Here is a 13,009-nt window from a genome sequence, read left to right as displayed (position 1 = left end):
GGCGCCCCCGCGCCCGGGCCGCGGCCGAGGGGCTGCTGGCCGCGGCGCTCCCCCCGCTGCTGGGCCGACGCGTGCGGCAGGACACCCTGGTCCTTGCATATCACAACGTGGTGCCGCGCGGCGAGGCGCCCTCGGGCGAGCGCTCGCTGCACCTGCCCCGGGCCGCGTTCGCCGCGCAGCTCGACGCCCTCGCCCGCACGCACGACGTCGTCCCCCTGGCGGAGGTGCTGGCGCCCGCCTCTCCCGGCGCCCGCCGCCCCCGCGCCGCGATCACCTTCGACGACGCCTACCGCGGCGCGGTGACGGCGGGCCTGGAGGAGCTGGCCGCGCGCGGGCTCCCCGCCACCTTCTTCGTGGTGGCGGGGCGCGTGGGCGGCGGCCCCTTCTGGTGGGACGCGCTGGCGGACGGCGCGGGCGCGCTCCCGCCCGCCTTCCGCGCGCGGGCGCTGGACGAGGCGCGCGGCGAGGAGGGCGCGGTGCTGGCGCTCGCGCGGGAGCTGGGGCTCGCGGACGGGGACGTCCCCGCGCACGCCCTCCCCGCGGGCGAGGCCGAGCTGCGCGCCGCGGCCTCTGTCCCCGGCATCTCCTTCGGCGCCCACGGCTGGAGCCACGCGAGCCTGGCGCGGCTGGAGGGCGAGGGGCTGGAGCGGGAGCTGGCCGCGCCGCTCGCCTGGCTGCGCGCGCGCTTCCCGTTCGCCACCGTCCCCTGGCTCTCGTACCCGTACGGCCTCTCCTCTCCCGAAGCGGCGCGGGCGGCCGCGGCGGCGGGGTACCAGGGGGCGGTGCGGGTCGACGGGGGATGGGTGCGCGGGGGAGAGATCGACCGCTACGCGGTGCCGCGGCTCAACGTCCCCGCGGGGCTCTCGCGCGCGGGGTTCCGGCTGCGCGCGGCCGGGGTGCTGGGCCGATGAAGCGCCGCGTGCTGGTGACCGACGGCGAGGAGCGCGCCGCGCTGGCGGTCGTCCGCTCGCTCGGCTGCGCCGGGCACGCGGTGCGGGTCGCCTCGCCGCGGGCACGCCCCCTGGCCGGCGCCTCGCGCTGGTGCGCGGGGAGCGACGTGGTCCCCGATCCCCTGCGCGAGCCCGCCGCCTTCGCCGCGGCGGTGCGCGACCTCTGCGCGCGCCACGACGTCGAGGCGCTGCTCCCGGTCACGGAGGCCTCGCTCCTGGCCCTGCTGCCGGAATCGGAGCGCCCGCCCGGGGTCGTCATCCCCTTCCCTCCCCTCTCCGTCTTCCGCGCGGTGTCCGACAAGCGCCGCGTGCTGGAGGCGGCCGCCGGGGCGGGGATCGCCGTCCCCCGCCAGCACGTCCTCGCGCGCCCGGAGGACCGCGCGGCGCTCTCCCCCGGTGCGCTCTCCTTCCCCGTCGTCCTCAAGCCGTCGCGCTCCGTCGCGGAGGAGGGCACGGCGCGGGCGAAGCGCTCCGTGGCGCACGCGGCGGACTGGCTGCAGCTGCACGCGCGCCTCGCGAGCCTGCCGGCGTCCGCCTACCCGGTGCTGCTGCAGGAGCGGATCGTGGGCCCCGGCGTGGGCATCTTCCTCCTCCTCTGGGACGGGCGGGTGCGCGCGGCGTTCGCGCACCGGCGCCTGCGCGAGAAGCCGCCGGCGGGGGGCGTGAGCGTGCTGCGCGAGAGCGTGGCGCCCGACCCGGCGCTGGTGCGCAGGTCGGCCGACCTCCTGGCGCGCTTCGGGTGGCAGGGGGTGGCGATGGTGGAGCTGAAGGTGGAGCGCCGGACCGGGACGCCGTACCTGATGGAGGTGAACGGGCGCTTCTGGGGCTCGCTCCAGCTGGCGGTGGACGCGGGGGTGGACTTCCCCGCCCTGCTGCTGGACGCCGCCTTCGGCGCGCCCGCGGCCCCGCCGCCCGCGTGGACGCCCGGGGTGCGGAGCCGCTGGGAGTGGGGCGAGGTGGACCACCTGCTGGCGCGGCTGCGGCGCTCGAAGGCGGCGCTCGACCTGCCGCCCGACGCGCCGGGGCGCGGCCGCGCGGTGCTGGACTTCGTCTTCCCCGGCCGCGGCGCGCGCGGCGAGGTATTCCGCTGGGGCGACCCCGCGCCGGCGCTGCGCGAGACGCTCGACTGGGTGAGGCGGCGATGAGGCGGCCGATGCGCGTGCTGCACGTGGTCCAGAACCTCAACTACGGGGGGCTGGAGCGGCTGGTGTTCGACCTGGTGCGCCTGGCCGACCGCGAGCGCTTCGAGCCGCACGTCCTGGCGCTGCAGTACGTGGGCCGCTTCGGGGAGGGGATGGAGGAGCACGCGCGGGTCCATCTCGCTCCCCCGATGCCGCGCTGGTCGATGCTGCGTCCCGCCGCGCTGGCGCGGCAGATCGCGGCAATCGCGCCGGACGTGGCGCACACGCACAGCGGGGTGTGGTGGAAGGGATCGCTCGCCGCGCGGATGGCGGGGGTGCCGCTACTGGTGCACACCGAGCACGGCCGCCGCGCGCCCGACCCGCTGGACGACCAGCTGATCGACGGCTGGGCCTCGCGCCGCTCCGACGTGGTGGCGGCCGTCTCCGATCCGCTGGCGCGCCACCTGGAGGCGCGCGTGGTGCGCGGCCGCGCGGCGGTCGTCGTCGTCCCCAACGGGGTGGACACCGACGCCTTCCGCCCGCGCGCGGACAGCGGGGCGCTGCGCCGCGAGCTGGAGCTGGCGGACGACGTCCCGGTCCTGGGGAGCGTCGGCCGGCTGGAGCCGATCAAGGGCTACGAGGTGGCCGTGCGCGCCCTGGCGCTCCTGGGCGACGGGGGGACGGGCGGCGCCGCGCCGGTGCTGGTGCTGGCGGGGGACGGCTCGGAGCGGGGCCGGCTCGAAGCGCTGGCGGCGTCGCTCGGCGTCGGCGGCCGCGTCTTCTTCCTGGGGTGGCGCGACGACCTGCACGACCTGCACGCCGCCTTCACCCTCTTCACGATGTCGTCGCACAGCGAGGGGACCTCGGTGAGCCTGCTGGAGGCGATGAGCGCCGGCCTCTGCCCGGTGGTGACCGACGTGGGCGGCAACGCGGCCGTGCTGGGCCCGGAGCTCGGCCACCGCCTGGTGCGCCCGGGGGAGCCCGCCGCGCTGGCCGCCGCCTGGCGCCGCGCCCTGGGCGACTGGAAGCGGTGCGCGGCCGACGCCCTCTCCGCGCGGCGGAGGGTGGAGGAGCACTTCTCGGCGCGGACGATGGTGCGGCGCTACGAGAGCATCTACGCCGGCCGGCCGGCCGCGGAGCCGGAGCCCGCGCTCGCCGGGGCCGGGGCGGACGGACTTTCCCGGGCGGTGATGCCGTGAGCGAGTCCCGGACGCAGGGCGCGGCGCCGGCGCCGAGCGCGGCCCGGCCGACCTGGCGGGGCTGCTGGAGGGGAGGCGGCTGCCCACGCTGGACGGCTTCCGCGCCCTCGCCGTCCTGGTGGTGATGCTCTACCACTTCGGGCTGAACGCGCCGGGGAACCTCTCGGTCACGATGTTCTTCGTGCTGAGCGGCTTCCTGATCACCTGGCTCCTGCTCAAGGAGGAGCGCGCGGCGGGGTCGGTGTCGCTGGCGGGCTTCTACGCGCGCCGGACGCTCAGGATCTTCCCCGCCTACTACGTGTTCGTGGTGGCCTCGGTCGCGGCGGACCGCCTGCTGGACGACCCGTGGACGCCCGGCCAGGTGGCGGCGGCGCTCACCTACACGCTGAACTACTACAACGCCTTCCTGGGGCACGACACCACGCCCGCCGCGCACGCCTGGTCGCTGGCGGTGGAGGAGCAGTTCTACGTCCTCTGGCCGCTGGCCTTCCTGCTGCTGGCGCGGCGGGGGCGGCGCGCCCTGGCCGCGGCGCTCGCGGCGGCGGTGGTGGCCGCGGCGGCGTGGCGCTCGTGCCTCTTCCTGCGGGTGGGCGTCCCCACGCACTACGTGTACAACGCGTTCGACACGCGCTTCGACAGCCTGGCCATCGGCTGCCTGATGGCCGTGCTCGGCTCGCGGCGCGAGTTCCTGGGCTTCGCGCGCGCCGTGGCGTGGCGGCCGTGGCTGCCGGCGCTCACCCTGGCGGCGCTGGCCTGGTCGCGCCTGGCGACGCCGGCCGCGTACGCCTACACGCTGGGGTACACGGTCGACTCGCTGCTGCTGGCGGTGCTGATGCTGCAGGTGATGCAGCTGCACCGGAGCCGCGCCTGGAGCTGGCTGGAGTGGCGGCCGATGCGCTACCTGGGGGCGGTCTCGTACCCGATGTACCTCTGGCACGGCTGGGCGATCACGGCCGGGCGCCACGTGGAGGTGGTGCCCCCGGCCGCGCGGCTGCTGATCGGCATCGGGGTGTGCGTGGCGGTGGCGAGCCTCTCGTATTACGTGGTCGAGAAGCCGATCCTGGCGCTGCGCCCGCGCGTGGAGCGCTGGCTGCGCGCGCGGGGGCCGCTGCTCCCGGCGCGCGTGCGCCCGGCCATCGGGACGGAAGGCGGGTGATCTTCCTCCACGTATCTCGCAGACAGATTCGGCGCCGACCCCGATCGAGGGCCGGCGCCGGTTCGTTGTACTGGCTCCGCGCCGGGCAGGTGAACCTGCAGCAACAACGGCGAGAAGCCTGCCTTCGCAGGCTGCTTCGGCGCGGGGAATGCCTTCGGCGCGGAAAGCAGGGTCTGTGGGCGCGAAGCGCGCGGGCGCAGCCCGCTAGTAGTTCGCCACCGAAGTCAAGATGGATAAAGGCGCTTTAGTCGATCACGGGCTGCGTTCGTCGTGAAGCGCCAGGTGCTTGGCGAGCGCTTCCGAGCGGCCACGAGATCTGGCGGAGGCTCTACGCGTCGTTCCTGGACATCCAGTTCGAGCGTCACATCGAGTGTCTCGCCCCCATCGAGCTCAGCTGCCTCCACCCGGCGAGTCGCGAGATCAAGCAGGAACGTAGGTCAACCTGATCACATCCTCGCCAATCCGATCATTGGCGATAAGGCGGAGCGGCGGCCGGGGTCCGGCGAAATATGGCTTGCCGTGACCAAGCACGACGGGGTGCAGGTAGATTCGATACTCATCGATCAGGCCGAGTTCGGTGAGGCTTTGCGCCAGGTCCGGGCCAGCAACTTCGATCTCCCCGTCGCGCTCGGCCTTCAGCTCGCGGATCGCGCCCTCAAGATCATCCTCAACAAGCCTGGCGTTGGGGCCGACCGACTTCAACGAGCGCGAGACGACCCATTTCGGCTGCTTCCGCCACGCCGCCGCGAAGGCGTGTTCCTCTGCACCCCATTCAGGATGATCGTCGTCCCAGTAACGCATGACCTCATACATTTTGCGACCGTACACACTGCCCGCCTGCCCCTGAGCCTCCTCGATGAAGTGGCGGAAGAGCGTGGGGCTTGGCGCAAACGCCATATGGTCGACGTAGCCGTCCAGGGACTGGTTCATTCCGAACACGAGCTTAGCCATACCCACTTCCTTTCCTTACGCGGCACATCCGCGCGGTTCTGATTGCGTTATGCCATCGGTTGCAAGCTAGATAGACTGATTTCATATCGCAATTGGTTTTGAACGCCCCACGCTCGGGCTGCCCGATCGATCTGACTCTCGAGGCGCTGGGGGATCGCTGGAGCCTGATCGTCATCCGCGACCTGATGTTCGGCAACCGCCGTCCAGGCCTGCCTCGCCCGGATGGCCGAAGGCCATCACGCGGCGACATGCCCGGCCCGCTTCGACGAGCTCTGGTGTTGCGACAGGCAGCGGGCGAGGCAGGCCTCGCCCCTACGAGCCCGATTGCCGGATCGGCTTCTCGATCGGCATCAACCGCCCGACTACTCAGTGCCGGTGCGCCGGCGCGCCGCCCGGCGGCGGGGCGTCCCCCGGCCGGGGCACCAGCTGGACGTTCGCCATCATGCCGTTGTCCTCGTGGAACAGCATGTGGCAGTGGTAGACGAACTCGCCCAGCACGGCGGGCGAATCGTACCGGAAGCGGATCACGGACACGCCCTCCGCGCCCGGCCGGCAGGTCTTGTCGGGCAGCCACGCCGTGCACGGAGGCACGCTCACCGTGTCCAGGCGGTAGTCCGGCGGCATCTTCCGCCCCCCGACGGAGTCCACCACGAAGTCGCCCTGGTGGATGTGGAAGGTGTGCCACGACTGGCTCGCGTTCTTGATCCGCCACGCGTACGTCCGCCCCAGCACGAGCCTTTTGGCGATGTTGTCGGGATCGTAGAGCGCGTGGTCGATCATGTATCGCGTCGGCCTGGTGTTGCGGTCGATCTCGAACTCGATGCTGTCGCGGAACACCGCGTCGGCGGGCGCCGCGACGAGCGCCCGGATGAGGCGCGCCTCCCCGGGGTGGCCGCCCGGCCGCGGGGCGGCGGCCACCGCGTTCGGGCGCCCGGGCGTCGGGTTCACCTTCACCCGCGCCAGCACGGCCGCCCCGTCCACGAGCCGCGGGTTGCGCGGGTCGGGAAGCGAGTCCTGGCGCACGAAGTCGGTGGCCACCAGCGTGTAGTACCCCGGCCGGGCGCCCCGCACCACCACCTCGGCGCGCTGGCCGGCGCCCAGCAGCACCTCGTCCACCATCACCGGCGGCCCCTGGGCCACCACGTTCCCGTCGCGGGCCAGCACCTGGAACGCCACCGAGTCGCCCGCCGGGCCCACCAGGCGCAGGCGGTAGTAGCGCTCGGTGGTGATGTTGCCGATGCGCCAGAACTGCGCGTCGCCCACCCGCATCTCGGGCAGCTCCACCCGCGGCACCCCGTTCACGGTGGAGATCTCGGCCGACGGCGCGTCGGGCTGGAAGAACTTGAGGAGGAGGTAGACCTCGGGAATCCCGGCGTACTCCGGGAAGTACCGCCGCGGGTCGCCGATGCTGATGGCGCCCGACATCCCGCGCTTCACCTGGTCGTAGCTGCTGCCGTGGGGGTGGGGGTGGTACCAGAAGAGCCCCTGCGCGTGGTCGCGGGGAAGCCGCATGGCGTACTGGTACCGGCCGCCGCGGGGGACGTGGGTCCGGACCACGTTGTCGGCCGGCGGGCGCGGCGACACCGCGAAGCCGTGGAAGTGCAGGTTGGTGGTGTCGCCGGCGGTGGTGTCCATGTCGTTGACCAGGAGCACCCGCAGCGAGTCGCCCGGCTCCAGCTTCAGGACCGGCGGCAGGAGCGAGCCGGCGTACAGGTTCACGGGATAGGCGACGCCGTCGAGCGTCACCGTCCCCGGGGCGGCCCGGAGCGTCGTGCTCACGAGGCGCGCCGAGTTGGCGGAGATCGTGAGGGGCGCGGTGTACGCGTGCCACCGCTGCTGCGGGTACCGCGAGGCGGGCGGCAGCTCGCCGCCCTTCCACACCGCGGCCGCCGAGTCCAGCCACGGCTTCGGATCCCGCCGCAGCACCTGCATCGCCCTCGCCATCCCCACGTAGGCCCAGGCGTTCCGCGGGTTGTGGTTGACGGCGTACTTCCGGCCCACTCCGCCCAGGTCGGTCCGGTACACCTCGAGGGCGCGCTCCGCGTTGGTCGAGTCGAGCGTCTCCACCAGCACCGCGCCCAGCGAGTGCCGCGCCGGGTAGAAGAACGGCGGCGGCTCGTCGTAGTCCAGGCTGTCCTGCATCCTCACCGCCTGCCGGAGCTCCCCGATCGCGGCGGTCTGGTTGCCCCGCGCGGCCTCGATCTCGCCGGTGAGCGTGTGGACGGCGATCAGCACCAGCGTGTCGGCCGGGTTGTTGGCGATCGACCGCCCCTCGAGCCGCGCCGCGTAGGCCCGGGCGCTGTCGCGCGCCACCTCGGCCTGCCGCGTGCTGTCCATCCGCAGCAGCGCCCAGCCGCGCGCGTAGTGCCACATCCCCATCGCGTAGTCGTACCCCCGCGGCGGCGCCTGCCGGAGCGCCTCGCTCCACATCCCGAAGCGCACCCGCACCAGGATCGGCGCGGTCAGGAAGTGCTCCGCGCTGGGATAGCACCGGATCAGCTCGGGCTCCACGATGCCGTTCAGCGAGTCGGCCGAGGCCAGGGCGTCGGCGCGCAGGCCGGCGAAGGTGGCCGACACCCACAGGAAGTCGTTGTCGTGGGCGAAGTACATCGGGTAGCGCCACATCCAGCCGCGGAAGTCCAGGTAGGCGCTGTCCAGCGCCGTGGCGCGCCGGTTGTGCCCGACGCCCGCCGCGTACGCGCCCATGCGGTGGTCGATGTGCGAGGGCATGTGGGTGATGTGCGCCGAGCCCGGCATCAGCCCCTCCAGGATGTCGGCTTCGCGGCGGGCCGAGTCGGGGTGTGCGGAGCCCTCGTGCACGTGGATCTTCAGGTGCGCCGCACCCACGTGCTCCGGCTCCTTCGCCAGGATGGAGTTGACCACGGCGCTCACCTGCCGGGTCTCGGGCCACTTCGCCGTCCCGTCGCGGTTCCACAGGTCCCAGGGGTGCAGGTCCATCAGCGCCTCGGCGTACATGGTGCCCAGGTGCGGGTTCTGCCTGCCGCCGGCGCTCCACACGCTACCCATCGCGTCCGCGTAGCGCCGGTCCATCTCGCGGCGCGTCCGGTTGAACGTGGCGGTGTCGGGGATCGGGAACCGGGGGCGGCTACCGTCCGGGTTGAAGTAGCGCAGCCGCGCCGCGGCGATGTACCGCCGCTCCTCCTCGCTGGCGGAGCGCTCCGGCATCCCGGCGGTGTCGAGGGCCGCCAGGGCCATCTCCCAGCGCTGCTGGTTGATGGGCTCGTTGATGTTGGGCCCCAGCGCGATGGCGATCCCCCACCAGCAGATGGCGCACTTCGGATCGAACTGCGCGGCCTTGCGGAAGCTCAGCACCGACTCCAGGTGGTTGAAGCCGTAGATCAGCGCCAGCCCCTGGTCGAAGTACGCCTTCGTGGAATCGTTGCCGCTGCTGATCGGGAAGCTGACGGTGCTGTCGACGCCCGGCCACAGGGGCACCACGGGCTGGGTGAGCGGCGGCGGCGGGCCGCAGTGGTAGTGCTGGGGGAGGGCGGCCGCGGGGAGCAGCGCGAGGGCGGCGGCCGCGAGCAGCGGCCTGCGGAGGATGGGCATGGTCTCCCTGGAGGGCGAGGGGGGATCGGCGGGCACGGATGGAGGACGGAGAAGATATGGATTCCGCGCTGATTCCGCACCGGGACTCCTCCCTCGGAAACACGGCCGGGTAATCCGTGGGGGCGAGGCCTGCCTCGACCGGCGGATCTCGGTCCATGCGCGGCAGGCGGCCTCTTGCGCCGATGCTGCCCGTGCTCGGACTCGCAGGCTCGCCCCTACGAAACACATCGCGGTGAGGACCAGACGCGGTTACCGGGTCGGATCCGCGAACGGCATCGACCGCCCCAATCGCGGCGCGACGGCTACTCCTCCGCCGCCGCGACCACCGGCGCGGCGAGGACGGGCGAGGTGCGCAGCTGCGAGGAGACCAGCGCGTAGAGGCTCACCGCCGACTTCTCCAGGCTGAAGCGGCGCCGGACCTCGCGGGCGGCGCGGGCGGCGCGCACCTCGGCCGCCTGCGGGTCGGCGAGGACGGCGCGCAGGGCGGCGGCCAGGGCGCGCGCGTCGCCGGGGGGGAACAGCACGCCCGTCTCCCCGTCGCGCACCAGCTCGGGGATGCCGCCGGTGCGCGCGGCGACCAGGGGCGCCCCGGCGGCGAACGCCTCCACCACCGTCAGCCCGAACGCCTCGGCCCACAGCGAGGGGACCACCGCCGCCGCCGCGCCGCCCAGCAGCCGGGGGACGTCGTCGCGCCTGCCCAGGAAGTGGAAGTTCTCCACCCCGCGGCGCGCGGCGAGCTCCTTCAGCTCCTTCAGGTATCCCCCGTCTCCCGCGTAGGCGAACGCCAGGTCGGGCACGCCCTGGTCCTTGAGCAGGGCGGCGGCCTCGATCACCAGCTGGATCCCCTTGTACGGCTGCGCGCGGCCGGAGCAGAAGACCACCCGCGTCTCCTCCGGAAGCCCCAGATCCTGGCGCAGCGCGGCGCGGTCGGGGACGGCGAAGGGGGCCAGGTCGATCCCGTTGTAGACGCACCACGTCCGCGACGGGGGCGTGCCGTTCACCTCGACCATCCGCCTGCGCACGTACTCCGAGACGCCGATGAAGCAGTCGCCCGCCAGGCCGGGGACGTGGTGCAGGAGCCGCTTCACCCCGCGCAGGAGCGCCGCGCGGCGCGTCCGCTCGCCCGAGGTGCGGTCGTGCACGATCAGCCGCCGCACCCCGGCCAGGTGGAAGAAGGGGTAGCGCCACGACCAGGTGGGGCGGTCGGTGAGGTACAGCGCGTCGACGCCGCGCGCGCGCAGCAGGCGCATGAAGTCGCGCAGGCCGCCGGGGGTGCGGGTGCGGCCGTAGTCGAACGCCACGAACTCGAAGGGGGCGCCGCGCATCCGCTCCGGCGGGCCGTTCTCCAGCCGGGCGTAGCACACGCTCACCCGGTGCCCCTCGCGCACCAGGCTCTCGCCCACCCGCCGGAAGACCCGCTCGATGGTCTCCCAGGCGTAGCCGGTGCGGCTAGAGAAGTTGGCGACGAAGAGCAGGTGCATCGGCCAGGGCCGCCACCGGTGGGGGGACGGGGGCGCGCTCCGGGACGCGCGCGGGGAGGTCGGGCGCGCGCGCCGAGCGCACCACGTAGGTGAGCGAGCGCCGGGCCAGCCACCCCCCGCCCGGGAGCGCGCTCAGCACGACCGCCAGGCGCGTCAGCGCCCCCTGCACGCGCCAGGGGAGCACCAGCCGCCCCAGCAGCCGCAGCTCGCCCAGCCCCGAGCCGCCGCGCGCCAGGGGCCGGAAGCCGGCCTCGCAGAGCATCGCCTCGATCTCCTCGGGCGCGTGCTTCACGAAGTGCCGCCCGTACCACCCGGGCGCGCCGGAGTCGTCTCCTTCCGTCTTCGGACGGCGGAGAATCCGCTCGCGCCAGAGCCGGGCGAGCGAGCGCAGGGGCCGGTCGAGCGCCGCGCCGAGCGCGGGGAAGAGCACGCGCCGCTCGGGGACGCCCACGTCGCACACCAGCTCGCCGCCGGGGGCGAGCAGCGTTCGCGCCTCGCGCAGCATTCCCGGCCGGTCGGGGACGAAGCCGACCACGCCCAGCGCCATCACCGCGTCGAAGGCGCCCGGGCGGAAGGGCGGGTGCAGCGCGTCGGCGACGACCACCGCGGGCGCGGCGCCGGGGCACTCGCGCAGGACGCGCTGGCGGGTGGCGCGCGCCATCTCGAACGAGAAGTCGGCCGAGACCACGCAGAGGCCCGCGCGGGTCCCCGCGACCGTCTGCCGCCCCGTGCCGCACCCCAGGTCCAGCACGCGCCTGCCGCGCCCCAGCGAGCGCAGCCAGCGCAGCGCGTGGCGGGCGCGGCCCACGTAGGTCTGGTCCAGGTAGCGGACCGTGTCCCACTCCGCGACGTTGCGGTCGAAGTAGGCGCGCACCTCCGCGCGGCGGTCGTCCCGGCTCACGCGGCCCTCCCGCGCCTGACCGCCGCCGACTCGCCGGCGATCCGCTCCAGCTCCGCGAAGAGGACCTCCGCCTGCCGCCGCCGGCCGAAGCGGCCGTCGGCGTTGAGCGGGCGGGGGCGCTCGCCGCGCGCCCAGCGGCGGTAGCGGTCGCCGAGCACCCGGGCGATCGCCTCCTCGTCGCCCGGCTCCACCACGTCGGCGCCGCTGCCGCGCAGGAGCACCTCGGTGGCGCTCCCACGCGCGGCCAGCGCCAGGAGCCAGGCGGGGAACTGCATGTACTCGAACACCTTGGAGGGGATCGCGAGATCGACCCCCTGCGGCAGCGACAGGAGCACGGACGCCTTCGCGAGCATCGCCAGCGCCTCGGCGCGGGGGCGGCGCGGGTGCACGGTGACGTAGCCGCCCGCCCCTTCCGCCTCCGCCAGCGCCACGAGCGGCACCCCGCCGAACGCGTCCGCGTGGCCGACGAACTCCAGCCCGAAGCGCTCGGGCGGGAGCCCCTCCTCGCGCGCCACGCGGGCGGCGGCGCGCAGCAGCGGGCGCGGGTCGCGGTCGATGTAGATGTTGCCGGCGTAGGCGATGGTGAAGCGTCCGTCCTCGCGGCGCGGCGGGAGCGGCTCCTCGTCGCACCCGTTCATCACCGCCACGACGCGCTCCGCGGCGGCGGGATGGGCGGCGCGCATCGCGTCGGCCAGCGCGCCGGTGTTGCAGACCACCAGCGCGGCGTCCGCCACCGCGCGCCGCTCGTGGCGTTCGGCCAGCCGGTACCAGAGCGGGCTCCCCAGCGCGCGGGTGACGGCCGGCGCCAGGCTCCAGGGGTCGCGCAGGTCCATCACGAACGGGAGCCCCGCGCGCGCCGCCGCCTGCCGCCCCGCCAGGTGCACCATGTGCGGCGGCCCGCAGGTGACCACCGCCGCGTGCACGCCGGCCTCCAGGACCGCCGCCGCGGCGTCCGCCGCCTCCTTCGCCCACGCCCATTCGTGCGCGAAGGAGCGCCACGCCCGATACGCGCGCAGCGCCCCGGCCGGCGTGGCCGACCAGCGCAGGTCGCGCCGCCACGCCAGGTCCGCGTCGGCGGGCGCGGGGTGAGCTGGAGATGCGGATCCCCCGGACGACCCGGACCGGCCCGGCGATGCGGACCGGCGGACGACGCGGCGCAGGAAGGCGTGCGCCGCGTCTTCCCAGCGCGCCCAGCGGTCCGGCGGGACGCGGACGCCGTAGACGCGGGTGCCCTCGGGGAGCTCGGCCAGGCGGGTGAAGTCGGCCGAGGCGAGGGAGTCGGGGTGGACCGTGATAGCGTCGATCCCCCACCCGCGCTCGGCGGCGTGGCTCGCGAGCTTCTGCCAGCGCAGCGCGCCCGTGGCCTGCCCGGGGGGGAAGTGGTGGCTGATGAGCAGCAGGCGGCGCCCCGGGGGGAGCGGACGGCGCGGCGGAGTCAGCAGCTCGGGTGGATGCATCGCGTCGGGACGTGTCGGATCGGGTTCGGCGGCTCTCGCGAGGGGCGGCTGAAGCCGCGGCAACGACCGCAGGAAGCCTCGCAAACTGCGCGAGGCTGCGAGGCGGGCTCCCGGCCGCCAGGCGAGGTTCGGCGCGGAGGCCGCCCTCGGCGCCGGCAGGCCGGTCTCGGGCGCGAAGCGCGCGGGCGCAGCCCGCTAGTCCGCGCAGGCGGACTTCCTGTCG

The 13,009-nt window shown here is 74.6% G+C and carries 9 protein-coding genes; 4 read left to right on the top strand and 5 right to left on the bottom strand.

From position 1 onward, the window contains the following. The 4 genes from VF746_10605 to VF746_10590 form a co-directional block, all read left to right on the top strand. Positions 1 to 911 (top strand): polysaccharide deacetylase family protein (locus VF746_10605; protein HEX8692861.1); only part of this gene is annotated, 911 nt, incomplete at its 5' end. Continuing rightward, positions 908 to 2,095, top strand: coding sequence for an ATP-grasp domain-containing protein (locus tag VF746_10600; protein HEX8692860.1), 1,188 nt, complete (start codon positions 908 to 910; stop codon positions 2,093 to 2,095). The genes VF746_10605 and VF746_10600, both read left to right, overlap by 4 nt. Next, positions 2,092 to 3,270, top strand: coding sequence for a glycosyltransferase (locus VF746_10595; GenBank protein HEX8692859.1), 1,179 nt, complete (start codon positions 2,092 to 2,094; stop codon positions 3,268 to 3,270). Before VF746_10600 ends, VF746_10595 begins: the two co-directional genes overlap by 4 nt. Before the next feature lie 52 nt (positions 3,271 to 3,322). Continuing rightward, positions 3,323 to 4,426, top strand: coding sequence for an acyltransferase (locus VF746_10590; protein ID HEX8692858.1), 1,104 nt, complete (start codon positions 3,323 to 3,325; stop codon positions 4,424 to 4,426). Between the two features lie 420 nt (positions 4,427 to 4,846). On the opposite strand, the gene VF746_10585 is transcribed toward VF746_10590, so the two are convergent. The 5 genes from VF746_10585 to VF746_10565 all read right to left on the bottom strand — a co-directional run bounded on the left by VF746_10585 (position 4,847) and on the right by VF746_10565 (position 12,786). Further along, entirely contained in the window at positions 4,847 to 5,377 is a 531-nt protein-coding gene (locus VF746_10585; protein ID HEX8692857.1) for a dihydrofolate reductase family protein, read from the bottom strand. Positions 5,378 to 5,743: 366 nt separating this feature from the next. Then, entirely contained in the window at positions 5,744 to 8,947 is a 3,204-nt protein-coding gene (locus VF746_10580; protein ID HEX8692856.1) for a multicopper oxidase family protein, read from the bottom strand. Positions 8,948 to 9,249: 302 nt separating this feature from the next. Beyond that, complete coding sequence (locus VF746_10575) at positions 9,250 to 10,428, bottom strand: glycosyltransferase family 4 protein (GenBank protein HEX8692855.1); 1,179 nt, start codon at positions 10,426 to 10,428, stop codon at positions 9,250 to 9,252. After that, on the bottom strand, positions 10,397 to 11,329 hold the full coding sequence (locus VF746_10570) for a class I SAM-dependent methyltransferase (GenBank protein HEX8692854.1): 933 nt from the start codon (positions 11,327 to 11,329) through the stop codon (positions 10,397 to 10,399). The genes VF746_10575 and VF746_10570 overlap by 32 nt, the downstream gene beginning before the upstream one ends. Continuing rightward, positions 11,326 to 12,786 carry a hypothetical protein gene (locus VF746_10565; GenBank protein ID HEX8692853.1) on the bottom strand — a complete coding sequence of 487 codons (1,461 nt, stop codon included), beginning with the start codon at positions 12,784 to 12,786 and terminating at the stop codon, positions 11,326 to 11,328. The genes VF746_10570 and VF746_10565 overlap by 4 nt, the downstream gene beginning before the upstream one ends. Positions 12,787 to 13,009 lie beyond the last annotated feature (223 nt).

This window comes from Longimicrobium sp. (assembly GCA_036389795.1).
GTDB lineage: Bacteria > Gemmatimonadota > Gemmatimonadetes > Longimicrobiales > Longimicrobiaceae > Longimicrobium.
This window is presented reverse-complemented; position numbering and strand designations above follow the sequence as displayed.